The following is a 24,032-nucleotide window of genomic DNA, read 5'->3' as shown; positions in this document are numbered from 1 at the left end:
CGATGCGTAGGCGTATCTCGAGCTGTTCTTCTTCTCAGGTATTTCTATGCATATCTAGTGAATGTGCAATAGATACGGATATTCAGGTGTGATCGCTACAGATGCAGATCACTCCTCCTGATCGCCGCAGTGGCAACGACGCTGATCACCGACGTGGCAACCAGATACCCACAGGCCAGCCACGGTGAACCGCCGCTGGCGCCGATCAGTGCAGTCAGAATCAGGGGAGTGACGCCGGAGGCGTAGATGCCCGAGAACTGGTAAACGACAGACAAGCCGGTGTATCTGATTTCGGTGGGGTAGAGGCTGGCGTAGAGCGTTCCCTGGGCGCCGTAGAACAAGGCATGAATCACTCCGAAGACCACGACCATCGCGACTCCGAAGAGCAGAAGGTTCTCGGTCCCGAACAATGCGAAGGCGGGGAAGATCGCGAGGCCGTACGCGGCGATGCCCACGATGTAGACCCGTTGCGGGCCGAACCGATCGGTGAGTAAACCGGAAAACGGCAGCAAGATCGCCATCACGACCGCGGCGACGGTGACCACGAGAAGTACGGGAACCTTCTCGAAATGCAGAGTCTTGGTTGCATACGTGATTGCAAAGACGCCCCAGGTATTGAAGGCAGCGCCTTCGCCCCAGCGAGACAGCATGCCCAGTACGGTGTTTCGGGCGACCTTTCCTTGGAAGACTTCCTTGAGCGGGGCGGAGGAGCGTTGTTCGAGGTCGCGAACCGCCTGAAAGGCGGGCGTCTCGTCCACCTTCAAACGGACCACCAACCCCACGATCACGAGAACCAAGCTCAGAACGAAGGCTATGCGCCAGCCGAAACGGAGAAACTGTTCGTCGTCGAAGACTGTTTGAAGGAGCGCGAACATTCCTGTGCCCAATGCCAACCCGAGAGCCAATCCGATCTGCGGGATACTGCCGAACAGGCCACGCTTCTTCTCCGGGCTGTGCTCCACCGCCAGGAGAACGGCTCCGGCCCACTCGCCACCGAGAGCAAATCCCTGCAGGATACGAAGCAGCAGAAGCAGAATCGGAGCAACAACCCCGATCTGAGCGGCGGTCGGAAGAACACCCATGAGCGCCGTCGCGATACCCATGATGAACATTGTGAGAGCAAGCGTCTTCTTGCGTCCGATGCGATCGCCGATGTGACCGAACACCACTCCACCGATAGGGCGAACGAGAAAGCCGACCGCGAAGGTCGCAAAAGAAAGCATGGTCCCGACGAAGGAACTCTGATTGGGGAAGAACAGTTGGTTGAAGACCAGGCTCGCGGCCGTCGCGTAGAGGAAGAAGTCGTACCACTCGACCGTCGTGCCGAGCAGGCTTGCGGCGACGACGGTTCTCAGTCTGGAACGTCGCTCACCGTCGGTCTCGTTCGAGAACGGTGAATTGTGCTCGACTTCGGCAAACGTGGTCATCGGAGCCCCCCGGGTAGCGGTGCAAATTCACGAAAGTATCGCCGGAGCCGAAAGTGGGCACCCATAGCGATCAGGGTGATTTCAACCCTGTTCTTCGAGGTGGAGTGTGGTTGTAATGACAGAAGAGTTCTGCCTGTTCGTCGACGAAAGGAATCACCGTGTCACTGCGCTTCCACTGGTTCTTGCCTACTTACGGTGATTCCCGGAATCTGATGGCGGGTGGGCACGGCAGCTCGATGTCCCGTGATCGTCCGGCGACGCTGAAATACCTCAACCAGATCGGTGCGGCCGCCGAGACGAACGGTTTCGAAGCCGTCCTCACGCCCACCGGCGCGTGGTGTGAAGACGCATGGCTGACGACGGCGATGATGATCGAGACCACCGAGACACTCAAGTTTCTGGTTGCTCTGCGACCGGGATTGCTCAGCCCCACGCTGGCCGCCCAGATGGCCGCAACCTTCCAATGGCAGTCTGGCGGTCGTCTGCTGCTCAACGTCGTGACCGGCGGGGAGGACCACGAGCAGCGCACGTTCGGTGATTTCCTCGACAAGAACCAGCGGTACGCACGATGCGGTGAGTTCCTCGACGTGATCCGCCAGCTGTGGTCCGGTAACGGGCCAGTTGATTTTTCCGGTGAGTATGTCAACGTGGAAAAGGCTACGCTGCAGCGTATTCCGGATCCGGTACCGCCGATCTTCTTCGGCGGATCCTCGCCGGCAGCCGGAACCGTCGCATCGCGTTACGCCGACACCTACCTCACCTGGGGTGAGACGCCGTCCGCTGTCGCCGCCAAGATCGCCTGGATTCGTGACCTCGCGGAAGTTCAAGGTCGTCACCTCGACTACGGAATCCGTTTGCACGTCATAAGCCGGGACACCTCGGAACAGGCATGGGCAGAAGCGGATCGGCTGCTCAGCGCGCTCGACCCGGCGACCGTCGAGCAGGCTCAGGCGAGTCTTGCGCGATCCGGCTCCGAGGGTCAGCGTCGGATGCTGGAATTGCACGGCGGCGGTTCGGCTTACAAGCAGGGCGTCGGAGCAAGGTCGCTGGAAATTGCGCCGAACCTGTGGACCGGTGTCGGGTTGGTCCGAGGGGGAGCGGGCACCGCATTGGTCGGTTCGCACCAAGAAGTGGCTGATCGGATTGCCGAGTACGCGGCGATCGGTCTGGATCACTTCGTACTGTCGGGCTATCCGCATCTCGAAGAGGCGTATCAGTTCGGTGAGGGCGTGCGTCCGATCCTCGAAAAGCGTGGATTGGTGGCACCGCACGGTACGGCCGGCGGACCGGTGCGAACGCCCTTCGTCTCCAGTGGGAACTGAGTCGAACAGCGAACTCTTCGAGAAGGGGACGTATGTCCCGATCTTTCGGGAATGACCTCCTGGCGGGACAATTGGGCCATTTCGGGCGCTAGATCCGATCTAGGCTGCGCACTGTTGCCGAACTCAAGGCGCAGTACGAAAGGAACCTCGATGAAGCTGGGCACGAGTGGAGTACGTCGCGTAGTGGGAACCGTCGCGGTTGCCGCTGCAACCGCGGCAGGCGTCGCGATGGTCAATCCTGCAACTGCGTCGGCCGAGGTGGTCCCGCCGGTCGTCTCGTACAAGGTGACCGGAAACGGTCTGGCACTGACGATCACGAACAACAACACCGGAATTGCCCCGTTGTGTCAGGCGTTTGTCGTCAACGCCGCGGATTCTGCTGCTGTGCTTGATGATCCGCTGAAACTGCTAGATCCGAACCTTGTGGTGTACCCCAAGATCACCGATCCGGCCTCGCTTTTCGACGTGGGCAAGGGGCAGACGGTCACCAACACCGTGACCGATGTTCCGGACGGAACCTACGCCGTGCTCGGTGCCTGCTTCGATCTTCTCGATCTCGAGACGTTGGGCAAGCCGGTTCCTGGCGTGCCGAGCCTCGTTGTCATCGGCGGACCGTTCAGCGGCATCAATACCGGCAGCTTGAGCGACCTGTTCGGTAGCGGCAGCCTCGAAGGACTTTTCGGGTAGCTCGCTGCCTGTCTCCCAATTTTCCGACTGAGCGGTCTATTCTTCATGCATCTGGTGATCTGACCGACTTGCCTGGAGGTTCGGAAAATGCGAAGTCGTGGATTCAAACGCGCTCTCGGAAGCATTGTCGCGGCGTCCGCTGCCGTCGTGGGACTGGTTGTCATGTCTCCGGCGACGGCGTCGGCAGCACCGGCGATTCTCCCGCCTCCGGTGTCGGTGAGCGCAGCGGACAATGCGATCACCTTCACCGTCACCAACCCGAACCCGCGGTTCAGCTTCATCAACTGCACGGTGGCGATCCTCAATGCCAGGGATGTTCCCGACGTGATTCGTGATCCGGCGAAGCTGCTCCAGCCTGGCGTGTTGGTGTATCCGACCGTCAGTAACATCCTCGATCTGTTCGCCGTTTCGCCTGGCCAGACGATCACCCGGACCGTCGGCAATCTGCCGGCCGGCGTCTACGCCGTTGCGGGAGCGTGTGTTCGACTGCTCGATCCGACCAACCCCACTATCGCGATTCCGCAGGCAGTTGTGGTCGGCGGCTGGTTCGAGGGCGCGGGAACCGGAAGTCTCTCAGGATCTTTGGAGGATCTGGGATACAACACGGTTCAGGACTTGATCGACGCGTGGAATCGGATCAGCTCGGGAAGCAGCGGCGGTAGCTTTCAGTTCGAGTACCAAGGTGGCTCGGATTTCGAGGTAGTCGGTCCCACGTCGTAGTAGGTGCAGCTCACTTGCGCGCACGATGACGTCGCACCGCGTCGCGATTCGCGCACGTAGGGGAGCAGTACCGCTGATTGCCGTTGCGCGAGGTGTCTGCGTAGATGTTGGTGCACTCGTCCAGGGTGCACCGACCCAATCGGTGCATGCCGCGGCCGACGAGGTGCAGCGCCGTGCCCACCGAGAAGAGTGCCTTGAGGACCTCGGCGAGCGACTGTTGGGGATCGCGGTAATGCAGATGCCAGCCGTCGTTCGCGTGGTTGGTCATACGCGGATACGCCGACGCTTGCTCGAGCATGACGTTCACGAGTTCGGCGCGGGCTGTCTCCTCCGCGACGTCAACGATTTTCGACCACTCGATCAGAAGGTCGAGGGTCTCGTCGAGGTCCTTCTCGGCGATGGGGAAATCGAGAATGATGCCTGCATCGACGCAGCGTTCGACGAGTTCGGCCAAGGTCTCGGGATTTCGATTGGCCAGGTCGGCGGCCAATGTCACCGCATATTCACCGTAAGGGTTGAGATGCACAATGCCATTACATCATGCTCGGTGCATGAAGAAAACAGAGCTCACGCCGATCGGTTGCATCCACCGCTGGGAGGTCGAATCCCGGCATCGGACCAGCGAGGGGATGGTCACCTATCTGCGCTGTCATTGTGGGTCGTGGCAGACCCTGCTCACCGAATGGATGTCGGGCGGGGCAGCCTCGGCCGTTGCCGCACCGATAGTCAGGTCCAGGTAATGATCAGCTAATCGTTCCGTTTCGCCTCGCGTGACATGGAACGTGTTCTAGATTCAGGGTTGTATGCCTCGATATCGCGGCGCAGACTCTGAAAGGGAAGACGATGCAGTTCAACCTCGCTGATGTATTCGAAACCGTCGCCAGCTCGGTACCTGATCGCGTCGCCTTGACTTACGAGGGAGAGAACTTCTCCTACGCTCAGTTGGATGCGGAAGCCAACCGAACCGCCAATCTGCTCGCGAAAGCCGGTATCTCACGTGGCGATCATGTAGCTCTGTTCCTGAAGAACAGCGTCGAACATGTCACGTCGATCCTCGGGTTGATCAAGATCCGCGCGGTCCCGATCAACGTGAACTACCGATACACGCCCGCTGAACTGGAGTACATCTTCACCAACTCCGATTCGGTCGCGGTGGTCGTGGAACTGCCCGAGCATCAGCGTGTCCTTGCTTCCCTCTTCGGTGCATGCCCGAAGGTCAAGACGGTGATCGTGATCGGCGAGATCGACGCAGAACTGGTCGCCGCAGCGAAAGCGCATGAAGTTTCTGTTGTTTCGTTCGACGACGCCCGTGAACAGTCGCCAGTGGGGGAGTTCGACGCTCGTTCTGGCGACGACGTGTACCTCCTCTATACCGGCGGGACCACCGGATACCCGAAGGGCGTCATGTGGCGTCACGACGACTTCTTCCGTAAGCCGCTCTCCGGCGGAAATCCGTATGGTGAGGGAGCGCGACAGGACCTCGCCGAGATTGCCAGTGCAGCAAAGGAATTTCCGGAACTCTCGTTCCTCATTGCCGCCCCGCTGATGCATGGCGCCGCGTTGTACTCGCTGTTCACCTTCCTCACGCTCGGTGCGCGAGTTGTTCTGCGGCGAGAGTTCGACGCGGAGAAGGTCGTCGAAGCGATCGAGAAGGATTCGGTACAGGTGATCTTGATCGTCGGCGACGGCATGGGACTCCCGTTGGTCGACGAGATGGAACGACGCAAAGACGAGGTCGATTTCAGCACCCTTTTCTCGATCACGTCGGGTGGCGCGATCTGGTCCACCAGCGTTCGAGACCGCATGCTGGCGGTGAAGCCGGACCTACTGTTGCGCGACAACTTCGGAGCCTCCGAGTCCGGTAACGACGGAGCATTCTCCATCGACGAGGCGGGCAATCTGCGAATGCCACCCTCACCCAACATGATCCTGGTCGACGAGCGTCTCGAAGAGATCCCCGCCGGCTCCGACGACGTGGGCTACATCGCGCGTATCGGAAACGTCCCGCTCGGGTACTACAAGGACGAAGAGAAGACCGCCCGCACGTTCCCGACCCGTGCCGACGGCACCCGCCTTTCAGTGCTCGGCGACATGGGCAAGGTCGAAGCGGACGGAACGATTGTCTTCCTGGGCCGCGGCTCACAGTGCATCAACACCGGCGGCGAGAAGGTCTTCGCGGAGGAGGTCGAGGCTGCCCTTCACGCGCATCCGGCAATATCGGACGCGCTCGTGGTCCCTGCACCCGACCCGCGCATGGGGCAGCAGGTCGCAGCGGTGATCGCGACCTACCCCGGATCCGACGAGCTGACTCTCGAAGTGGTACAGGAGCATTGCCGCAAGACGTTGGCTGGATACAAGGTGCCGCGCACGATCGTGCTGGTCAATGAAGTCAAGCGAACCCCGGCCGGCAAGGCGGACTACCGCTGGGCGACGACACTGGCGTCGTCCTAGCGGCGTGGAGTGAGCGACGACGACCTTTCACACGGATTTCACCACGACATAGGGGACATACCGGAAAGATGGCGCAGAGTAAGTCGTTCGCGTCTTGCGCCGTCACTCCACGAAAGGGCCTCAGCTCATGCTCATCATCGGAATACTTCTGTTCGGGATCGTCATCGGAGCGGGAGCCCAGTTGATTCTGGGGCAAAAGGCCGCACGAGTGGATTGGACCTTTGCGTTCATCGCTGGAATCGGTGGTTCGCTGGTGGGTGGGCTGCTTGTGAGTTTGATTGCAGGCGACGGAATATCATTGCGCCCCAGCGGCATCCTGGGCTCCCTCGCCGGCGCTGTCATCATCACTGCGGGTTGGCAGTGGTACCGCCGGAAGAACGCAACTACAGCCCCGCGGCCGTCTGATCGCTGATTTCCCCAATTTCGTCAGGGGACGAAGAGTCTCACATCATGAACGAATTGCTCGATGAAGTCCTCACCGCACATGGCGGAGTCGAACGTTGGCAGTCGGTTTCAGCGATCACGGCCCGGGGACGCTTGAGCGGTCTGTTGCCTCAGCGCTTCGCAGGCAACAAGCTGGCGAAGTTCACGGTCGAGGTCCAAGTCGCCGATCAACACACTGTCCTCCATGACTTTCCGCGTGTCGGCGAGCGCGCTGTGTTCGACAAGGGCGTCGTGCGGATCGAAACTCGTGACGGTGAACAGCTGGACGGCCGAGCCGACCCGCGTCCGGAGTTCTTCGGGATGAGTGGAATCCGACGCAACTTTCACTGGGATGCGCTCGACACCGCTTACTTCGCCGGGTACGCCTTCTGGAATTACTTGAACGCGCCGCTGCTCCTGGCCCGCGACGGCATCACTGTCACCGAAGCCGAACCGTGGCAGGAAGCCGGGCAGCGATGGCGACGACTAGAGGCAAAATTTTCGCCGGGACTCGACACCCATTGCCCGCAACAGACCTTCTACGTCGACAACGGTGGCCTCATCCGCCGTCACGACTTCGTTGCCGAACCGGTGGGCAGCTGGGCGAAAGCTGCTCTCTATTGCGACCAGCACCGCCAGTTCGACGGTCTCACCGTTCCCACTCGACGGCGCGTACTTCCGCGAGTCCCAGGCGGCCGCGTTCTCTCGCGGCCGACGCTCCTGGCGCTTGACTTCGAAGACATCGAGATCAAGCGATGAACACCGGCATGATTCATCCTTGTCTCGGACGACCCGTCACAGTCGGCTACGCGCGGGATCGCGCCTCGGTCGGTGGCAGCACTATCGCCTGAGCGACGATTACATGCTCACCGTCGAATGTCGCAGCGGGAGAACCATGCAGGACGTATCCGTCGGCGAGAGCCGCGGATACGCGACGGCAGAACTCCGCATCGTCGGGTCCGGTCAACAGCCGATACGGCAAGCGCTCGATCTCAGACACGGATCTGACCTTACCGTCAGTGCTCAGTGCCGGCGTGCGTGCTTGTTCGCTACCTGTTGTCGAGCGTGAACAAGCGGAACACGGTCCGCATGCACAGAACGACGCCGACGAAGCCCAGTACCGCGCTCACGAGTGCGTAGCCCGACAGCTGAGGTGTGAGTTGAGGACCGCCGGGCACGAATAGCAGGATCGCCGCGACTATCAGGGCGGTCACTCCAGCCGCCAGACCCAGGGCGTTGTTCGCCGACCGTCGGAGCCATCGCCTGTCGTCGGGGTGCGCGACCGAGCGAGTGCGAAGTGTGAAGTTTCCCGATGCGATCGACGTCGCGATCTGGTCGAGCTGACCAGGCAGGCGCCTGACCACCGCGGTTGTGACCGCCGTCGTCGACAAGATCGCCTGCGCGGCTGCAGTCGGGCTCGCGACCTGGGTCAACAGTCGGGGTACTTCGGCCCGAACAGCTGCGACGAGGTCGATCTGCGGATCCAGGAGCCGGAGGGCGCGCTCCAAAGACGCGAGCGAACGGAATGCGGCGGCAACGTCTCCCGGCACTCCTATTCGGTGCTCTCGAAGCACGGTGAACATTCGCGCGAACGATGCCATGGAAACATTGGGTTGGACACTGAGCAGGGTGATCTCTCGGCCTACCTGGTGACGTAGTGCTCCTCGATCCACTTCGGACGGTACGTCGAATGCCATGAGCATCGCGTCGACGGTCGCCACCGGATCACCTGCCAGGGCGGCGTTCAGGAGCACGGCGAACAGGATCCGTGTCTCTCCGTCCAGAACTCCGACAGCCCCGAAGTCGAGTAGCCCGATACGTCCGTCGTCGAGGATCAGGATGTTTCCGGGGTGAAGATCGGCGTGGAATACCCCGTGGACGAAGATCCCGTCGAGCAACGACGCAAGAAGTTCGGTGGCAATACTGCTGCGGGTGTCGACATCGACGTCGGTGAGCGCTGCCTCGCCATCGGAAAGTGGTGCGCCGCGAAGACGTTCCATCACGAGCACCCGTCCGCTACTGAGGCTGGGGTAGATGTGAGGAACGACGATATCCGGGCGGTTCGACATGGTGGAGGCAATCGCGCCGGTATTCGCTGCTTCGGTGCGGTAGTCGAGTTCCTCGAGTAGTGACGTGACGAGGCCGCCGGCGAGTCGATGAACGCCGATATCGTGTGCCCAAGGAAAGCGGGTCTCCGCAAGCGATGACACGCGGAGGAAGATATCGCAATCCACGCTCACCTGTGTGCCGGCCTCGGGTCGTTGAACCTTCACCACCACATCGGTGCCTTCGGTGGTGCGCGCGGAATGAACCTGTGCAACAGAGGCGGCGGCGAACGGCTCCATATCGAACCAAGAGAACACCGCCTCGGGGGTATCCCCGAGTTCCGATGCCAGTAGCTCCGCAATGCCGTCGGGATCAGCTGGGCGTGCCGAACTTTGCAGTGACGAGAGTGCGCGCGCCAACTCGGGTGGGATGAGGTCGTCTCGCGTCCCGAGGATCTGTCCCAATTTCACGAAAGTGACACCGCATCGGCTGACAATATCCACCAACGCGTCCCCGAACTGAGGTGCGGACGGTCCGGCACGGAGAGCAGACCCGCCTCCCGCTCGCATGAAGATACTCATGATCTGGACGTACCGTTTCGTCCGTCGCCAGGATTTGCGGCTGCGCCGTAAGGCTTCTGACGGGCCAGGTAGGGAACCTGTAGGAATGACGACTTCGAGGAAAACCAATGCGGCCAGGCATGCTGCGAACACCCAGAGCGCGACAACTCCGAAGAATATGAGCGCGGTTCCCACGCTCACCAGAAGTTGATCGTCCTGGTTGGCAATTCCTGCAAGTGTTGCGACGTATCCCGACAGTGGAACGCCCACCGAGAGGGCTATCACCGCGACCGCAAGTGTTCGCGGCCATCCGACTCTCGTCCCCAGCGTTCGTCGCATCACGCCCGCAAGTGCCGCTGCTAGAAATGGCGTCGTGACGATCCAGACCATCAAGTCCATTGCGATAGCGTACGGGCTCGCTATCTGCATTTCATCCAGGAAAACCCTGAGCTCACCCCGACCGACGGGTAACAAGACAGCTAGGGCCGAGCGTCGAACATGCTTGGGCACTTCGGCGTTCATTCGCCCCGATGTCGACTCGTCCTGATCGACCGTCCAACACTTCATGCTCGTCAAGCGATGTCCGGGCACTCTTCGAGTGGAGTCGTACCGCCGAAGAACAAGCCGCGATGGACGCCGCGCAGACGTTGGGCCGAGAGTGGACGCCCTTATAGAATGGGGCCGCCGGTGAACAGGTTGACAAGACTTACAGCGAAGAACTGCACGATCGCAATGGCGGTGGCAAAGGGGTCGCCCGCATACGTAGCCTGGTTGACCCATTCGTTGAAGGCGCTGATCGAACCCATTGTGGTTCCTTTCGTGAAATGTGTTTTTGCATAAAAGTTTTCAATGTCGGAGCTACGCGCAGCGACAGTGCGATCAGGGCAGGTTCGTTACGAGTACCCCGCGATGGACGTCATCGTCAAAATTACGATGTCGGCAACAAGCGCGACGACGGCACCGATCGGATTCTGGATAATCCACGAAATTACATCAGCCATGTTCTCAGTCCTCCTGCAGTGAGACGTAGAGTCGAATATGTAACGGGTACTGGTGATATCCGCGATACGGGTTCTATTTCTTGTTGACATCCTCCGACTGGCAAGTCACCAGCGCCATTGATCTTCGGTGCCCGGCGTGTGAAGTCGTTCCTTCGTGAACAGTTGCCCAGCGAGATTCGCTTTCCGGATTTGACACTACCGCCCCCCCTCCGCCTGATCCGCCTTCCTTTCGGAGATCGATGGCTGTCCTTCGTATACTTGTTACGCAATCGACGGAATCGCGTGTGGAACGGCGATGCGCAGTGCAATTCCTGAAACTGGACTCTTGCAACATATTTCGGACATCTCGTCCATCCGTGAATCGTTTCTTGACCGTTACCGTGCCGCGCCATGAGGGCACCTGTGGCGACGAACTGGCACTATGTATCCCGAAACTACATTCATTCATCGGAATGTGTAGTGCTACTGATGCTTTAGGGGGCTGAAGGCGCCGGCACGGTATCGGCGCAACCAACAGCGTCGAAATCCTCTTCGTGCGACCCTGCACCAAAAGAGTCTTGTCGGTCGGTTAGTGTTGACGGTGAACCACTACGTGGAGGTAACTGTGCAGATCTGGAATTGGTTGATGCTCAAGCTTTCAGCAATCGGCGGGTCGCCGAAGTTTCGGAAGATAGCCGACAGCCCGATTTGGGCGGGCAGCAACGACCGCAAGCTCTGACTGTGCGAGGGTCGGACGCTCACCGCCGGTCGCGACCGTAGCGCGGTTGTCGACCGGAAAATTCACTGTCGACCTGAAATATCCACGATCGATACGGGAGGGCTTGTGGGAGTCTGGGGTCCGGGGAACTTCGACAGTGACACTGTCGCGGATGGGTTGGGGGTACTGACCGGCCGAATCGTGGACGACATCACCGCCGAGTTCGAAGACGATTCGAGTCTGGAGCCGGACGAATGGGGTGGGGAGATGGTGCCGGCCTGGCTCGAGATCCTCACCGATATTGCCCAGACGAAACGAGTCGGTGTGACCTTTCCGTCGACGCAAGTGCTGATCGACTGGCGCGATCGATACCTGAGCGTGTGGGATGGCTACATCGATGAACTCGAACCGGACGACGATCACAAGGTCGCTCGACGCGCAGTGCTCGTCCACACCTTCGAGCGGGCGGTTGCCCTCGCCGCCGATCGGGAACAGGCTTGAACCTGGCGCGGCCGCGCTACTGAACATCGATCCGTCAGTTCCCCGGTGGAACGACGGTGCACGTGAACCCTCCGGAAGTCATTGCGTTGGCTTCGCCGACGATCGAACAGAGAGCTTCGGCGGCGTCGGTCGCCAATGCTCGGGCGGCGCTGGGGGTTCGACCTCGGGCAGTCACCGCGAGCCCAGGTGCATCCGCATCCGTGATCGTCAGATCGGACTCGTAGTCGGAAGCTCTGCCACCGAGTATCTGCGCGAGTTTTTCAGCAGGAACAGGCATGCCATCGGAGGCTTCCCGATTGCCGATGTACGCATCGCGCGGGGACCCGTCGTAGAGTCCGGTTCGATTACTACTGAACTGAACTACCGCAGATGCGGTGAAGGAGATGGTCTTCGTCCACCACAGACCTCCCGCCACGACCAAAACGGCGGAGGCAACGGCCACCACTAGCTGACCGCGGCGGTCGGAGAGGAATGTTCGCATCAATCAGTTGTACCGCCTTGGTCAGCTGATTGACCGGCTTCATCACCACCCTGTCGGCGGCTGGTCCGCGAGATCACGTCCGCTTCGCGTCGTCATGATTGCGGACGAACTTCATGAGTCGGGGAATTACCCGATCAGGTATGTGTCCCAGGATTCCGTGGCCGGTTCCGGCATAGATCTCCACCTCGGCTTCAGGTTGAAGGTCAGCCAGCCTCGCGGCCACATGCTCGGGGTTGGAGACCACCGTCTCAGCGCCGGAGATTACGAGCACGGGAACCGAGATCGACTGCACTTCTGCATCTTTGAGCATTCGTGCCCACCCGATACCGGGCCGGTAGTTCAATGCCTCTGTAAGCAAAGCGAACTCGCGGTCGCCGATGACGTACCCGGGGGACAGCCAATCATTGAGCTTGCGAATATTCTTGTCGGTGCGGCGCATACCGGCGCGGATCATCTTCAGCAGCACACGCCACGAGGGCTTGTCGAAGACTCCACCCGGTTCGATGAGCGTCACACTCGCCAGTCGTTCAGGAGAATGAAGTGCTACGAGAACGGCGTGCCATGCACCATGCGAGTAGCCGACCAGGTGGACGCGATCGACCCCGAGTTCGTTCAATACCTCGCCCACCCAGGTTGCGAAGTCGGATTCCCCGGTCAATGGAGCGGTCTGCACACTGCGGCCTGCAGTACCGATCGTGTCCAGCGCATAAACGACTCGGTCTCGGCACAGGTCCTCGATGACGATGTGCCATTGCAGACAATTGGCGCCGACTGCGTGCAGCAGGACGATCGGCGTCTCCGTGCCGGTCCCCGACCTGCGGACATGGGTGGTTCCGAACGATGTCGGCACGTCGAGTTGTGTCGACGGAACCGGCCAGGTGCCCTCCAGTTCTCGGTAGATGCTCTCGTACGCCTGCTTTGATGCCTCGTTCTTGAATCGTCCGATCTTCGGCATGAGCCTCCCTCTCGCTGCTTTCAATTTTGATGGTATGACCGTATCACTAATGCGGTACGTGCGTATCATTAACGAGTCAAAGTCATCCATTCGAAAGGGGAAGGACAGCCTCATGCCGCGACTGGTCGACCATGAAGTGAGGCAACGGGAGATCACCGATGCGGTGCGGCGAGTGATTGTCGACGGTGGGCTCGCGGCGGTGACATTTCAGTCCGTTGCTGCCGAGGCCGGGATTTCGGTGCGACTCGTGCAGTACTACTTCGGCACGAAGCGGGAATTCCTTCTTGCGACGCATCAAGCTGTGCGTCAGGATGCGGGTGCTCGCTTGATGCAGGAGTTGTCTGTTCTTGGCGCGGAAGCGACACCTCGCGAGGTTATTTCAGCGTTCCTTGTTGGCATGCTCCCACTCGATCGACAACGTCGAGAGGAAGCGATTGTTCTCGGCGCCTTCCACGCTGCCGCACTGACCGGACAAGGAATCGCCGCCGAGGAAACCCTCACTGCCCCAAGAGAGTTGACAGCGCTCATTTCCGGCCAGCTTCAACGAGTGACCAATCGGGACGCGGTTGCGCCGTCAATGGATCCCGACCTCGACGCCGAGCTCATTCTGGCGGCTGTCGCCGGGCTCGCCCAGGGGATGCTTCCCGGCTACGCCACAGCAGAATTGGCGGTCCAACTGGTTGAGCGTCTCCTCGATCGGATTCTCGGGCCGACGAGACCTCAGGCCACGAATCAACTCGAAGTCGGCCGCCGTTAGTATTCCGGGATGTCTCCTGTGAACCCAGCGCTCGCCGGCCGGGTGTTTCCCTCGTCTTCGTACCTTGTCGGGCGCGAGAAGATTCGCGAGTTCGCTCTGGCAGTGCGTTCGAGCAATCCCTTGCACCATGATGTCGGTGTCGCCAGGGAGGCCGGGTTCGTCGATGTCATCGCGCCGACAACATTCACAACCGTTGTCCAGCAACGAGCGATCATGGCACTGCTGCGCACGCCGGATACTGGGCTCGATCCGACTCGTGTAGTCCATACTTCCGAGAAGATCGAGCATGAGCGTCCGATAGTCGCCGGCGATGACCTGTCTACGACACTGACGATTACAGGGGTGACAGTGCGAGCAGGCAGTGCGATCCTGTCGACAGTTTCCGAGATCCACGACGCGACCGAGGCTTTGGTCGCGACGGTCACCTCGACCCTGCTGGCGAGAGGAGAAGAGGCATGACCATTGCCGCCGTGCCGGTCTTCGAGAACCTCGCCCTCGGTGACATCGTCGCGAAGGTCGATCTGGTCCTCACTCGTGATGACCTAGTTCGCTACGCCGGTGCCTCCGGCGACATGAACCCGATCCATTTCCACGACGCAATCGCTACTGCGGCTGGGCTACCGGGAGTTCTGGCGCACGGAATGCTCACCGCCGGAATTGCTTTGCAAGCCATCGTCGACTGGGTTGGTGACCCGAGCGGTGTGATCTCGTATGAAACTCGCTTTACTCGGCCCGTCGTAGTCGATGCCGTCGATGGTGCAGATCTCTCCGTCGCTGCGAAGATCGCGCGGATCGACTCCACAACGCGGATTGTGCGTATCGATGTCACCGTCATGCACAAGGGCCAGACGGTTCTGGGAAAGACCCAAGCGCACCTTCAGTTCCCGGGCGCCTGACAAGATTGCGTGCCGTCAGCGGTCACATCGGGACCTACGCGTCCGAGCGTGTGGCGCAGCGCTACCGGAAAGACGCCAACAGCTCGTCCGACGCTTGCATCGGCGCGTATCCGTCGGCGATGACGCGCCGACAGCCGTCGAGCTCGACGGTGAGCAATCGTTCCTCGTTCGTAGGACGGTCCACGTAGATCGTCGATGCCACCTCGGTGGCCAACGCGCCACAGTCGGGAGCGGGTGGAAGTCCGTCGAAGGTTTCCGTTGTAGACGATGTGCCTACGAATTCGGTGGAGGAGAATCGGCAGAAAACGCTGCCCGCCGACAGCGACGTCAGCGCCGCGGTACCTGTTGTGGCTGGTCGGTAGGCCGGCCGGCAATGCGACAGTTCGTAGATCTGGTCGTCGGACAACGCTATTCGGTGTTCGGTACTGCCGACCGGTGTCAGCTCCTTGATGGCAGCCAGGCCACCGGGTTTCGGCAGTCCACACGAATCGGAGGGATACCCCGGCCGAGTTGCTCGGCCTCGATCGTCGACCAACCAGAATTGGTCCAGGACAGCCAGGCTGTAGTTGTCACCGCAGCTTCCGGGGAACCAAGTCTTGTGCTCGGACGAGCGGTTCAGCATTTTCACTGCCCGACTGAAATCGCCCTCCCAACGGTGAGCATAGAAGCTGACGGTTCGGTCGGCTGCCACGTTGTCGCTGATGTACGGGTCGCACGTGACGGCGGCGACCGGTACGAAATCGTCTGGAACCGTCGCCGTTGGTGTCGTCTGGAGCGGGCCGATCGGATACGGGGTCGCGCACCCCAGCGTCTCGGCGTCGACTATTACGGCAACAGGACGGTCGGGGATGGTCACGTGCCACATGCCGGCAACAGCGAGGATGACGATCACGACTGCGAACCAACGCCAGAGCATGAGCACACCGTATCGTTCCCGATGTGCGCCGAGCGGGAACAGGCCTAGTCCTTCGCTAACCGGCGACGTCCTTGCCCCCAAATTGAGTGGATCCAGGTTGCGGCTCGCAGATATGGTCCACTGGTGACGCAACCAAATGGTCGAAACGACAGTCCGATCCTGGTGATTGGTGCCGGTGTCGTCGGCGCGTCGATCGCGTATCACCTGGCGCGCGTTGGTCTCAGAGTCACCGTGCTGGAGCACGGCTCGGTGGCCGGAGGGGTAACCGGCAACTCCTTTGCCTGGGTCGGCCTCTCGAAGAGTGCCGCAGAAACTTATTCCGATCCGTTCCGGCAAGGCGCCGCAGTCGAATTCGACCGCCTGGAGCGCGAACTCGCCGAGCCAATCGGTTTGCGCCGCAGAGGCGCGATCACCTGGGAAGAGACGGAAGCGGAGACCCGAGCGTTCGTAGATACACATCGAGCACTCGGCCATCCCGTCGACCTCATCGGTAAAGAAGAAATCCTTGCTCGTGAGCCGGGATTACGGAGGGCTCCGGTGGTGGCAGCGTCCGCGCCTGATGACGGCGGCGTTGACCCGGTTGCGTTCGCTCGATCGCTCATGCGAGGTGCCGAAGAGTACGGTGCCACAGTGCATTCCGGTGTCAGTGCGCTCGGGGTGCTCACGGAGGGCGCGAGAGTGTGCGGAGTAGTGACTGCCGACGGTCCCGTCTACGGATCGACCACCGTGCTCGCTGCAGGTACCGCGATCCCTGGACTCGCGGCGTCGGCGGGAATCGACGTCGAGGTCGACGCCTCCCCGTGTTGCCTCATCAGATTCTCGACGCCCCACCCATTGGTGAACGGAATACTCTCCACTCCGGATTTCGAGATCCGGCAATTGGACGACACGACACTGATTGCGGCTGAAGATGTTCCGGTCGGGTTCTCCGGAGATGCTCGCGAGCTGGCCGAGCCGATGCTGCAGGCAGTCCGCAGTCAGCTCGTTGACGGTGACCACGTCGAACTGATCGAGGCGGTAGTCGCTGACCGTCCCATCCCGCGTGGTGCCCGCCCATTGTTGGGCTTCGCCGCAGGCGTGTCTGGGCTCTATCTGGCCGCGGCGCATCCCGCGATCATTCTGGCCGGAGCAATTGGAGCCCACGTGGCCGGGGACTTCGCCCGAGCGTCGAGCCTGGACTGTTAGACGACGATGCCGGAGCCCGGTTCGACAAGGTCGAGCCGATATTGCTGTTCCTAGTTCTCTCTAGGACACGCGCTAGATAGCGGGATATTCGTCTACTCGGCTTGTACCGTCGATGGGCATGGACCCCGTGCGCAACCCGTATGCCCCCGGTGCCGGTCAGCGACCGCCGGAACTCGCCGGGCGTGACAAGCAGATCGACGCCTTCGACGTCGTGCTCGAGCGGATTGCGCGTGGCCGCCCGGAACGAAGTGTTGTCCTCACCGGATTGCGTGGCGTCGGCAAGACCGTCCTGCTCAATCAGTTGCGTTCGGCGGCGATCTCCCGCAGCTGGGGGACCGGAAAGATCGAGGCACGACCCGATCAGGATTTGCGACGCCCACTTTCGTCGGCGCTCCACATGGCGGTCCGAGAGATCGCGGTCTCGCATCGCGATCCGGAACGGGTCGAGCAGTTCCTCGGAGTCCTCAAGTCGTTTGCCCTGCGCGCCACCGCGGACAAGGGAATGCGTGAGCGTTGGCAACCAGGCATCGACGCACCTGCGATCAAAGGTCGCGCAGACAGTGGCGACATCGAGATCGACCTGGTCGAGTTGCTGCTCGACGCGTCGTCGCTGGCCAGGGATGTCGGTGTCGGGATCGCCATCTTCATCGACGAGATGCAGGACCTCGGGGCTTCGGATGTCTCGGCGATCTGCGGGGCCTGCCACGAGTTGAGTCAGGACGCGGCGCCGCTGATCGTGGTCGGGGCAGGGCTTCCACATCTGCCTGCTGTGCTGTCGGCGTCGAAAAGCTACTCGGAGCGCCTGTTCAGCTACCACCGGATCGACCGTCTCGAGAGGGAAGCGGCGGATCAGGCACTGATCGCACCTGCCGAGCGTGAGGACGTCGAGTTCACCGAATCTGCGCTCGATGCCCTCTACGAAGCGGCTGACGGGTACCCGTACTTCGTTCAGGCCTACGGGAAAGCCACGTGGGATGTGGCGGCGTCAAGTCCGATCACGGCAGACGATGTGCGCGTCGGCGCGCCGACGGCGGAGGAAGAACTCGCTGTCGGTTTCTTCGGGTCACGGTACGAGCGAGCAACGCCCGCGGAACGCGAGTACATGCGGGCCATGGCCGATCTCGCCGGGGACGACGGACCGGTCGCGACCGCGAAGATCGCCGTCGAGTTGGGACGTAAGCCGGCTTCCCTGTCGCCGGCACGCGATGGACTGATCAAGAAGGGGCTGATTTACTCGGCAGAACGTGGGTCCATCGGATTCACGGTCCCGCACTTCGGCCGATACCTGCGCGGGCAAGCGGAGTGAACGCGCTCGAAACCGCGTGGGATCGGGTGGCGGCGCTCAGTCCCAATCCGCCGGCGTGGGTGGTTCAGCTGGCCGCGTTGATCGCCGTGATCATCGTTCTCGAACCGCACCTGTGGCGGATCGCCCGCAACGTCGTCACCATCGCACACGAGGGCGCTCATCTGATCGTCGCCGTCCTGGTCGGTCGACGCTTGAAAGGTCTTCGCCTGCATTCGGATACGTCGGGTGTCGCGATTTCGTCCGGCAAGCCGACCGGCTTCGGCGTCATTCTGATGACGTTCGCGGGTTACGTGGGACCGTCGATTCTCGGCCTGGGCGCGGCCGGTTTGTTGGGTGCGCAGCGTGCGGTCTCGGTGCTGTGGATCGGTGTATTCGTCATCGCGGTGATGATGGTTCTGATCCGAAACCTCTACGGAGTCTTCTCACTTGCCGTCGTGGGCGCAGTGTTGTTCGGTCTCGTCTGGTGGGGGACCCAGGAGCAGCAAGTTGCTGCAGCGTACTTCTTGACGCTCTTTCTGCTCTTTGCCGGGCCTCGCCCCGTCGTGGAACTTCAACGGCAGCGAATGCGACGCGGTGGAGCGCCGGATTCGGATGCCGATCAATTGGCCAGGCTCTCACCGATACCCGCGATCGTCTGGGTAGGTTTGTTTCTACTCGTGAACGTCGCGGTGCTGGTGCTCGGCGGATGGTGGATCCTGCGCCCGGTGGGTGGCTGACCGCATTGATCCGTTGTCCTGACGGGACAAGGGATCAACGATTCTTGATGCTCAGCGGACGTAGTCATCGCGGTGAGGCGCTCATATCGTGGAAGTCGACGAGTGGTCGTGTCGGGACTTCCCTCGGCCACATCCGCAGCGACGATGACCGTCGACGATGACAAGGATTCGTTTTGGACGACAAAAACTTCCGGGGACGAACCGCAATCATGTCCGGCGGGAGCCGTGGTATCGGACTTGCCATAGCCCGTGCGATAGCGCGCCGCGGCGGGAACATCGTGTTGCTCGCCAAGACCGATACGCCGGATCCCAGGCTGCCCGGAACCATCCACACGGCTGTGGACGAGTTGAACGGGCTTGGGGGTCATGCCATTCCCGTCGTCGGTGATGTCAGGAGCGACGACGACATCGCACGGGCAGTGGCTGCAGCGGTAGAGCACTTCGGTGGCATCGACATCGTGGTCAACAATGCGAGCGTCCTCGACATTTCGAAAACCGAAGACCTCGCGATGAAGCGGTTCGATCTGATGCAGCAGGTCAACGTCCGTGGAACCTTCGCGCTCACCCGCGCGTGCCTTCCGTACCTTCAGGTGTCGGCCAACGCGCACGTGTTGACGCTGTCGCCGCCGCTCAACTTTTCGCCGCACTGGTTGGGTGCCCATCCGGGCTACATGCTGGCGAAATACGGAATGACGTTGGCGGCCTTGGGTATCGCCGCCGAGTATTCAGGTGCACCGATTTCGAGTAATTGCCTGTGGCCGGAGACCATGATCGCCACGGCCGCTGTCGGAAACTTGCTCGGGGGAGATGACAGCATCGATCACTCGCGTTCACCCGAGATCATGGCCGATGCGGCGGTCGAGATTCTCGGGCGTCCCGCCGGCACGGATACCGGTCGCACGGTGCTCGACGTCGAGATCCTGCGCGAGGCGGGGATCTCGGATTTCTCGCAGTACGGCGGTCGGTCACCGCTGGCGATCGACATCTTCGTCGACGCTCCATCTCACTGATCTCGGGCGATCTACAGGTATCTAGCTAAATTGCTAGATATCTGTAGAACTTCCTCACGCCACCTCGTGCTCGCCGCCTGGAGCAACTTTCTGAAGCCCGCGATACGCGTCGCTGGCACTTTGACGGCCACCGATGACGGCCTCGACCTCCGCGGCGATCGGCATGTCGACGCCGTATTCGCGGGCCAGATCCATGACGGTGGGGGCGGTCTTGACGCCCTCTGCGACCTGACCGAGCTTGGCGACAGCCTCCTCGACGGTCAGGCCCTGCGCCAGAGCTTCGCCGACGCGACGGTTACGGGAAGTCGGAGCCATGCAGGTGGCAATCAAATCGCCGACGCCTGTCAAGCCGGCAAAGGTACGCGGGTTGGCGCCCATCGCTTCACCGAGGCGGGTCATCTCGGCGAGGCCGCGTGCGAGCACCATCGCGCGGGTGTTGTCACCGACGCCCAAGCCGTCCGCCATGCCGGAGGCGATGGCGACGATGTTCTTGAGGATGCCGCCGAGTTCGCAGCCGAGCACGTCGGTGTTGCGGTAGACACGGAAGACCGACGACGCGAAGAGCGGTTGCAGCGCGGCGGCGACGCGATCGTCCTGGGTGGCCACGACCGATGCCGCGGCCATGCCGTCGACGATCTCCTTGGCGATGTTGGGGCCCGCGAGCAGTCCGACGGGATGGCCGGGCAGGCACTCGGCGATCACTTCGGTGGGACGCTGCCGGGTGCCGGGTTCGAGGCCCTTGGACAGTGACAACACCGGCACCCAGGCCCGAACCTCGTTGGCGATCTCGGCGAGGGTGGCGCGAACGGCGTGCGACGGCACTCCGCAGACGAGGACGTCCGCTTCGCGAGCGGCTTCGACCAGATCCGAGGTTGCCTTGAGTCCCTTGGGAAGTTTGCGCTCACCAAGGTATTTGGAGTTGGTCCGTTGCGAATTGATTTCGTCGGCCGCTTCGGAATTTCGTGCCCACAGCAGGGTGGGAGTGTTGCGGGCAGCGAGGCCGGCCACCGTGGTTCCCCACGATCCGGCACCGAGGACGACGACGCGTACCGGGCGGGCCATCAGAGTGCGCTGTTCTGGGTAGCGAGTGCTGTCATGGCGCCAAGCGTTCCACTTGCGGAGCAGTTGCGGGCCAATTCCGCCGAGTCTGTGGCTCGACTTACAGATGAGGCGGCGGTTCGGGGCTTTCGCGCATTGTTTCGACCGCTTCTGCGGATTCCGCGACGATCGAACGCATCGCGGCTTCTGCAGCGTCGGCGTCCCCGGCCTGAATGGCTGACGCGACCACTCCGTGCAGGTGAATAGCTTCGGGGTCGGCTTCGTGGGGCATCAGCGAGTGGCGGGTGCGGCCTTCGAGTATCTCGACGACGATCTGCGACATCGCACGCAGCATCGGGTTGCCGGAGGCGGCGAGCAGTGTGCGGTGGAAGTCGGAGTCATGGCCGAGATAGGCATCGGTATCGGCAGCGCGAGAGGTAGCTGACATGCCGATGACGGCTGCGGTGAGAGCGCCGCACTGCTCGGGTGTTGCTCGCGTTGCGGCCAGTCGTGCAGCCAAGGGTTCGATACCGGAACGGAGTTCACTCAGGATCGACAGCTGCTCGAACCGATCCGGACCGGCCAGTTGCCAGCGGATGACATTGGGGTCGAGTGAGTTCCAGTGCTCGGAGCCGAGGATGGTGATTCCGACGCGTCGACGAACCGAGGCCAATCCGAGGGATTCGAGAACGCGGACGACTTCGCGGATGACGGTTCGTGACACGTCGTAGCGCGTTGCGACCTCGTCGGCCGAGATCGTGGTTCCCGGGGCGAGAACGCCACCGACTATGTCTTGGCCGAGCTGTTCCAGCATCGAGTCGTGTAACTGCTGAAACGGGACAGAAGGCATATGTAGATCGTCCCATGCGTATGGAGTAAGCCCGGTGGAAGCCGGATAAATACTACAAATTAGTGTCTGCTCTTGAAATTGTAGGTTAATTAAGGAACAGTGACCTCAATCACTCATCGGACTGGGAGTCCCTATGAACACCACAGCATTGCTGGCGGCCGAGGTCGTCCCCGCTGGTAGCGACGCACGATTGATCATCGCTGCGGTCGCCGGCGTCGCGGTCATCATCGCGCTGATCACCTGGCTGGACCTGCATCCCTTCCTCGCGCTGTCCATCGGCGCGGTGGGCGTCGGACTGGCGGCAGGCCTCGGTTCGGCCGAGTCGGTCGCGGCGTTCGCCACCGGCTTCGGGTCGACCATGGGAAGCGTCGGAATCCTGATCGGTTTCGGCGCGATGTTCGGCAAACTCCTCGCCGATTCCGGCGGTGCCGACCGCGTGGTCGACACACTGGTCGGCCGATCCAGCACCAAAGCACTCCCGTGGACCATGGCTCTGGTCGGCGCGGTCATCGGTCTGCCGATGTTCTTCGAGATCGGTCTCGTGCTGTTGATGCCGGTCATCATCCTCGTCGCGCGGCGCTCCGGCTTGTCCCTGATGCGTATCGCGATCCCCACCCTCGCGGGCCTCTCGGCCATGCACGGGTTGGTTCCCCCTCACCCCGGCCCGCTGGTTGCAGTCTCGGCATTGAACGCAAACCTCGGCCTCACCCTCGCGCTCGGTGTCCTCGTCGCGATCCCCACTGTTGTTCTCGCCGGACCGGTCTTCAGTAAGTACGCCGCGCGGTGGGTCGACGTGAAGGTTCCGGATCTCTTTGTCACAGGGGAAGATCGAGGCGAGGAAGAGAAGCAGCAGCGCCCCTCGTTCGCGGCGACTCTCGCAGCGATCCTCCTTCCGGTTGTTCTCATGCTGGGCAAAGCGTTCGCCGACGTGATCGCTCCCGATTCCGAGGCGCTCCCCAAGTCCGTCCTCGACTTCCTCGGAACACCCGTCGTCGCTTTGGGTCTCGCTGTTCTGGTCGGAATGGTGCTTCTGGGTCGCGGCGGCGGGATGGACCGCAAGGCCATCTCGAAGTCACTCGAAAGTTCCCTACCTCCCATCGCAGGCATCTTGTTGATCGTCGGTGCCGGAGGCGGTTTCAAGCAGGTCCTGATCGACACCGGTATCGCCGGGGTGATCGCCGACGCGATCAAGGGCAGCAGCCTTCCCGTGCTGTTCCTGGCCTGGCTGGTGGCGGTATTGATCCGCGTCGCAACGGGTTCGGCAACGGTGGCGACGGTGACGGCGTCGGGCATCCTCGCTCCGGTTGCGGCAGACCTCTCGTCGGCGCACGTCTCGCTGATGGTGTTGGCGATCGGTGCAGGCTCGCTCTTCCTCTCGCACGTCAACGACGCCGGATTCTGGTTGGTGAAGGAGTATCTGGGCGTCAGCGTGGTACAGAACCTCAAGACCTGGACCGTGATGGAATGCATCATCTCGGTATCGGGCCTGGCCGGAGTGCTCGTGTTGAGCGCATTCATCTAGGTAGGCGAGCACATGAACAGCGAAGCGGCACAGCAGAAGCAGTATCCCGTGCTCGTCCTGATGGGTGTCTCGGGTTCGGGAAAGTCGACGGTCGGCGGCATGCTTGCCGGAGCGATGGGCTGGGACCTTCAAGAAGGCGACGATCTGCACCCGCAGGCGAACATCGACAAGATGGCCACCGGGCATCCGTTGAACGACGAAGATCGCTGGCCCTGGCTCGACAAGATCGCCGTCTGGATCAAGAGCCATACCGACGCCGGTCAGCCGGGCATCGTCACGTGTTCGGCGCTCAAGCGGAGTTACCGCGACGTTCTTCGCGGTGAGCACGTCGTATTCGTGCACCTCGCCGGTTCGCGGGATCAGATCGGCCAGCGATTGACCGCCCGCCTCGATCATTACATGCCCGCCTCGCTTCTCGACTCCCAGATCTCGACGCTCGAGGCGGTCGACCCGGACGAACAGGCCATCGTCGTCGACGTGGGTGGAAGTCCCGCCAAGATCGCGGAGGAGATCCTGCGACGGGTGGAGACGTTCGAATACTGAGCAAGCCAGGTGTGTGGGCACC

27 protein-coding genes are annotated in these 24,032 nt (G+C 61.6%); 17 read left to right on the top strand and 10 right to left on the bottom strand.

Annotated elements, in window-relative coordinates:
* Positions 1-95 precede the first annotated feature (95 nt).
* Entirely contained in the window at positions 96-1,427 is a 1,332-nt protein-coding gene (locus ABWI03_RS02935) for an MFS transporter (protein WP_298777006.1), read from the bottom strand.
* 158 nt (positions 1,428-1,585) lie between these two features.
* Here ABWI03_RS02935 and ABWI03_RS02930 point away from each other — a divergent pair, with 158 nt between their 5' ends.
* From ABWI03_RS02930 to ABWI03_RS02920, 3 genes are all read left to right on the top strand, one after another.
* Positions 1,586-2,749, top strand: coding sequence for an LLM class flavin-dependent oxidoreductase (locus ABWI03_RS02930; protein ID WP_298777008.1), 1,164 nt, complete (start codon positions 1,586-1,588; stop codon positions 2,747-2,749).
* 150 nt (positions 2,750-2,899) lie between these two features.
* A complete protein-coding gene (locus tag ABWI03_RS02925) occupies positions 2,900-3,436 on the top strand; it encodes a hypothetical protein (RefSeq protein WP_298777009.1) in 537 nt (178 codons plus the stop codon).
* 87 nt (positions 3,437-3,523) lie between these two features.
* The gene (locus ABWI03_RS02920; protein WP_298777010.1) at positions 3,524-4,156 is read left to right on the top strand and encodes a hypothetical protein; all 633 of its coding nucleotides are present in this window, start codon (positions 3,524-3,526) and stop codon (positions 4,154-4,156) included.
* A 10-nt stretch (positions 4,157-4,166) separates the two neighbouring features.
* Here the strand turns inward: ABWI03_RS02920 and ABWI03_RS02915 are convergent, their stop codons facing one another.
* Positions 4,167-4,682 carry a CGNR zinc finger domain-containing protein gene (locus ABWI03_RS02915; RefSeq protein ID WP_298777011.1) on the bottom strand — a complete coding sequence of 172 codons (516 nt, stop codon included), beginning with the start codon at positions 4,680-4,682 and terminating at the stop codon, positions 4,167-4,169.
* 25 nt (positions 4,683-4,707) lie between these two features.
* Between ABWI03_RS02915 and ABWI03_RS02910 the strand changes: the two genes are divergently transcribed.
* The 4 genes from ABWI03_RS02910 to ABWI03_RS02895 all read left to right on the top strand — a co-directional run bounded on the left by ABWI03_RS02910 (position 4,708) and on the right by ABWI03_RS02895 (position 7,789).
* Positions 4,708-4,896, top strand: coding sequence for a hypothetical protein (locus ABWI03_RS02910; protein ID WP_298777013.1), 189 nt, complete (start codon positions 4,708-4,710; stop codon positions 4,894-4,896).
* 103 nt (positions 4,897-4,999) lie between these two features.
* Positions 5,000-6,607, top strand: a complete 1,608-nt coding sequence (locus ABWI03_RS02905; RefSeq protein WP_298777014.1) for an AMP-binding protein — start codon at positions 5,000-5,002, stop codon at positions 6,605-6,607.
* 127 nt (positions 6,608-6,734) lie between these two features.
* Positions 6,735-7,019: a hypothetical protein gene (locus ABWI03_RS02900; RefSeq protein WP_095972054.1), complete on the top strand. Its 285-nt coding sequence runs from the start codon at positions 6,735-6,737 to the stop codon at positions 7,017-7,019.
* A 38-nt stretch (positions 7,020-7,057) separates the two neighbouring features.
* Positions 7,058-7,789 (top strand): hypothetical protein, encoded by a 732-nt coding sequence (locus ABWI03_RS02895; protein WP_298777017.1) that lies wholly within the window; start codon positions 7,058-7,060, stop codon positions 7,787-7,789.
* A 46-nt stretch (positions 7,790-7,835) separates the two neighbouring features.
* Here the strand turns inward: ABWI03_RS02895 and ABWI03_RS02890 are convergent, their stop codons facing one another.
* The 3 genes from ABWI03_RS02890 to ABWI03_RS02880 form a co-directional block, all read right to left on the bottom strand.
* Positions 7,836-8,030, bottom strand: a complete 195-nt coding sequence (locus ABWI03_RS02890) for a DUF1737 domain-containing protein (protein WP_095972056.1) — start codon at positions 8,028-8,030, stop codon at positions 7,836-7,838.
* Between the two features lie 49 nt (positions 8,031-8,079).
* A complete protein-coding gene (locus ABWI03_RS02885; RefSeq protein ID WP_298777019.1) occupies positions 8,080-10,035 on the bottom strand; it encodes an ABC1 kinase family protein in 1,956 nt (651 codons plus the stop codon).
* A gap of 269 nt (positions 10,036-10,304) precedes the next feature.
* Positions 10,305-10,442, bottom strand: a complete 138-nt coding sequence (locus tag ABWI03_RS02880) for a hypothetical protein (RefSeq protein ID WP_166812135.1) — start codon at positions 10,440-10,442, stop codon at positions 10,305-10,307.
* 1,018 nt (positions 10,443-11,460) lie between these two features.
* Between ABWI03_RS02880 and ABWI03_RS02875 the strand changes: the two genes are divergently transcribed.
* Positions 11,461-11,835, top strand: coding sequence for a DUF4259 domain-containing protein (locus tag ABWI03_RS02875; protein WP_298777021.1), 375 nt, complete (start codon positions 11,461-11,463; stop codon positions 11,833-11,835).
* Positions 11,836-11,869: 34 nt separating this feature from the next.
* On the opposite strand, the gene ABWI03_RS02870 is transcribed toward ABWI03_RS02875, so the two are convergent.
* Positions 11,870-12,316 carry a hypothetical protein gene (locus ABWI03_RS02870; RefSeq protein WP_124569112.1) on the bottom strand — a complete coding sequence of 149 codons (447 nt, stop codon included), beginning with the start codon at positions 12,314-12,316 and terminating at the stop codon, positions 11,870-11,872.
* Positions 12,317-12,389: 73 nt separating this feature from the next.
* Entirely contained in the window at positions 12,390-13,271 is an 882-nt protein-coding gene (locus tag ABWI03_RS02865) for an alpha/beta fold hydrolase (protein ID WP_298777023.1), read from the bottom strand.
* A gap of 112 nt (positions 13,272-13,383) precedes the next feature.
* Between ABWI03_RS02865 and ABWI03_RS02860 the strand changes: the two genes are divergently transcribed.
* The 3 genes from ABWI03_RS02860 to ABWI03_RS02850 are packed head-to-tail and all read left to right on the top strand — an operon-like array spanning position 13,384 to position 14,924.
* Entirely contained in the window at positions 13,384-14,028 is a 645-nt protein-coding gene (locus tag ABWI03_RS02860; protein ID WP_200316975.1) for a TetR/AcrR family transcriptional regulator, read from the top strand.
* A gap of 9 nt (positions 14,029-14,037) precedes the next feature.
* Complete coding sequence (locus ABWI03_RS02855) at positions 14,038-14,487, top strand: FAS1-like dehydratase domain-containing protein (protein ID WP_298777026.1); 450 nt, start codon at positions 14,038-14,040, stop codon at positions 14,485-14,487.
* The gene (locus ABWI03_RS02850; protein ID WP_298777028.1) at positions 14,484-14,924 is read left to right on the top strand and encodes a MaoC/PaaZ C-terminal domain-containing protein; all 441 of its coding nucleotides are present in this window, start codon (positions 14,484-14,486) and stop codon (positions 14,922-14,924) included. Before ABWI03_RS02855 ends, ABWI03_RS02850 begins: the two co-directional genes overlap by 4 nt.
* Before the next feature lie 61 nt (positions 14,925-14,985).
* Here the strand turns inward: ABWI03_RS02850 and ABWI03_RS02845 are convergent, their stop codons facing one another.
* Positions 14,986-15,840, bottom strand: a complete 855-nt coding sequence (locus ABWI03_RS02845; protein WP_298777029.1) for a hypothetical protein — start codon at positions 15,838-15,840, stop codon at positions 14,986-14,988.
* A gap of 123 nt (positions 15,841-15,963) precedes the next feature.
* Between ABWI03_RS02845 and ABWI03_RS02840 the strand changes: the two genes are divergently transcribed.
* The 4 genes from ABWI03_RS02840 (at position 15,964) to ABWI03_RS02825 (ending at position 20,057) form a co-directional block, all read left to right on the top strand.
* Complete coding sequence (locus tag ABWI03_RS02840; RefSeq protein ID WP_298777030.1) at positions 15,964-17,025, top strand: NAD(P)/FAD-dependent oxidoreductase; 1,062 nt, start codon at positions 15,964-15,966, stop codon at positions 17,023-17,025.
* A 118-nt stretch (positions 17,026-17,143) separates the two neighbouring features.
* The gene (locus ABWI03_RS02835) at positions 17,144-18,331 is read left to right on the top strand and encodes an ATP-binding protein (RefSeq protein WP_095972059.1); all 1,188 of its coding nucleotides are present in this window, start codon (positions 17,144-17,146) and stop codon (positions 18,329-18,331) included.
* A complete protein-coding gene (locus ABWI03_RS02830) occupies positions 18,328-19,047 on the top strand; it encodes a M50 family metallopeptidase (RefSeq protein ID WP_003940327.1) in 720 nt (239 codons plus the stop codon). The genes ABWI03_RS02835 and ABWI03_RS02830 overlap by 4 nt, the downstream gene beginning before the upstream one ends.
* Positions 19,048-19,220: 173 nt before the next feature.
* Positions 19,221-20,057 (top strand): SDR family oxidoreductase, encoded by an 837-nt coding sequence (locus tag ABWI03_RS02825; protein ID WP_200316971.1) that lies wholly within the window; start codon positions 19,221-19,223, stop codon positions 20,055-20,057.
* Between the two features lie 54 nt (positions 20,058-20,111).
* On the opposite strand, the gene ABWI03_RS02820 is transcribed toward ABWI03_RS02825, so the two are convergent.
* Both ABWI03_RS02820 and ABWI03_RS02815 read right to left on the bottom strand, forming a co-directional pair.
* Positions 20,112-21,119, bottom strand: a complete 1,008-nt coding sequence (locus ABWI03_RS02820; RefSeq protein ID WP_019745531.1) for an NAD(P)H-dependent glycerol-3-phosphate dehydrogenase — start codon at positions 21,117-21,119, stop codon at positions 20,112-20,114.
* Between the two features lie 97 nt (positions 21,120-21,216).
* Positions 21,217-21,945: a FadR/GntR family transcriptional regulator gene (locus ABWI03_RS02815; RefSeq protein ID WP_047272025.1), complete on the bottom strand. Its 729-nt coding sequence runs from the start codon at positions 21,943-21,945 to the stop codon at positions 21,217-21,219.
* 133 nt (positions 21,946-22,078) lie between these two features.
* On the opposite strand from ABWI03_RS02815, the gene ABWI03_RS02810 reads away from it, so the two are divergent.
* Positions 22,079-23,467, top strand: coding sequence for a GntP family permease (locus ABWI03_RS02810; RefSeq protein WP_095972064.1), 1,389 nt, complete (start codon positions 22,079-22,081; stop codon positions 23,465-23,467).
* 12 nt (positions 23,468-23,479) lie between these two features.
* The gene (locus ABWI03_RS02805) at positions 23,480-24,010 is read left to right on the top strand and encodes a gluconokinase (RefSeq protein ID WP_003940404.1); all 531 of its coding nucleotides are present in this window, start codon (positions 23,480-23,482) and stop codon (positions 24,008-24,010) included.
* Positions 24,011-24,032: the final 22 nt, after the last annotated feature.

This window comes from Rhodococcus baikonurensis (assembly GCF_040489275.1).
GTDB lineage: Bacteria > Actinomycetota > Actinomycetes > Mycobacteriales > Mycobacteriaceae > Rhodococcus_F > Rhodococcus_F baikonurensis.
This window is presented reverse-complemented; position numbering and strand designations above follow the sequence as displayed.

Bases quoted from the DNA above. Each gene is read 5' to 3' on its own strand.
- ABWI03_RS02860 (WP_200316975.1), top strand. From the start codon at position 13,384: ATGCCGCGACTGGTCGACCATGAAGTGAGGCAACGGGAGATCACCGAT.
- ABWI03_RS02845 (WP_298777029.1), bottom strand. From the start codon at position 15,840: ATGCTCTGGCGTTGGTTCGCAGTCGTGATCGTCATCCTCGCTGTTGCC.
- ABWI03_RS02810 (WP_095972064.1), top strand. From the start codon at position 22,079: ATGAACACCACAGCATTGCTGGCGGCCGAGGTCGTCCCCGCTGGTAGC.
- ABWI03_RS02905 (WP_298777014.1), top strand. From the start codon at position 5,000: ATGCAGTTCAACCTCGCTGATGTATTCGAAACCGTCGCCAGCTCGGTA.
- ABWI03_RS02910 (WP_298777013.1), top strand. From the start codon at position 4,708: ATGAAGAAAACAGAGCTCACGCCGATCGGTTGCATCCACCGCTGGGAG.
- ABWI03_RS02870 (WP_124569112.1), bottom strand. From the start codon at position 12,316: ATGCGAACATTCCTCTCCGACCGCCGCGGTCAGCTAGTGGTGGCCGTT.
- ABWI03_RS02835 (WP_095972059.1), top strand. From the start codon at position 17,144: ATGGACCCCGTGCGCAACCCGTATGCCCCCGGTGCCGGTCAGCGACCG.
- ABWI03_RS02925 (WP_298777009.1), top strand. From the start codon at position 2,900: ATGAAGCTGGGCACGAGTGGAGTACGTCGCGTAGTGGGAACCGTCGCG.
- ABWI03_RS02880 (WP_166812135.1), bottom strand. From the start codon at position 10,442: ATGGGTTCGATCAGCGCCTTCAACGAATGGGTCAACCAGGCTACGTAT.
- ABWI03_RS02850 (WP_298777028.1), top strand. From the start codon at position 14,484: ATGACCATTGCCGCCGTGCCGGTCTTCGAGAACCTCGCCCTCGGTGAC.
- ABWI03_RS02820 (WP_019745531.1), bottom strand. From the start codon at position 21,119: ATGGCCCGCCCGGTACGCGTCGTCGTCCTCGGTGCCGGATCGTGGGGA.
- ABWI03_RS02935 (WP_298777006.1), bottom strand. From the start codon at position 1,427: ATGACCACGTTTGCCGAAGTCGAGCACAATTCACCGTTCTCGAACGAG.
- ABWI03_RS02815 (WP_047272025.1), bottom strand. From the start codon at position 21,945: ATGCCTTCTGTCCCGTTTCAGCAGTTACACGACTCGATGCTGGAACAG.
- ABWI03_RS02805 (WP_003940404.1), top strand. From the start codon at position 23,480: ATGAACAGCGAAGCGGCACAGCAGAAGCAGTATCCCGTGCTCGTCCTG.
- ABWI03_RS02865 (WP_298777023.1), bottom strand. From the start codon at position 13,271: ATGCCGAAGATCGGACGATTCAAGAACGAGGCATCAAAGCAGGCGTAC.
- ABWI03_RS02900 (WP_095972054.1), top strand. From the start codon at position 6,735: ATGCTCATCATCGGAATACTTCTGTTCGGGATCGTCATCGGAGCGGGA.
- ABWI03_RS02885 (WP_298777019.1), bottom strand. From the start codon at position 10,035: ATGGACTTGATGGTCTGGATCGTCACGACGCCATTTCTAGCAGCGGCA.
- ABWI03_RS02920 (WP_298777010.1), top strand. From the start codon at position 3,524: ATGCGAAGTCGTGGATTCAAACGCGCTCTCGGAAGCATTGTCGCGGCG.
- ABWI03_RS02895 (WP_298777017.1), top strand. From the start codon at position 7,058: ATGAACGAATTGCTCGATGAAGTCCTCACCGCACATGGCGGAGTCGAA.
- ABWI03_RS02855 (WP_298777026.1), top strand. From the start codon at position 14,038: ATGTCTCCTGTGAACCCAGCGCTCGCCGGCCGGGTGTTTCCCTCGTCT.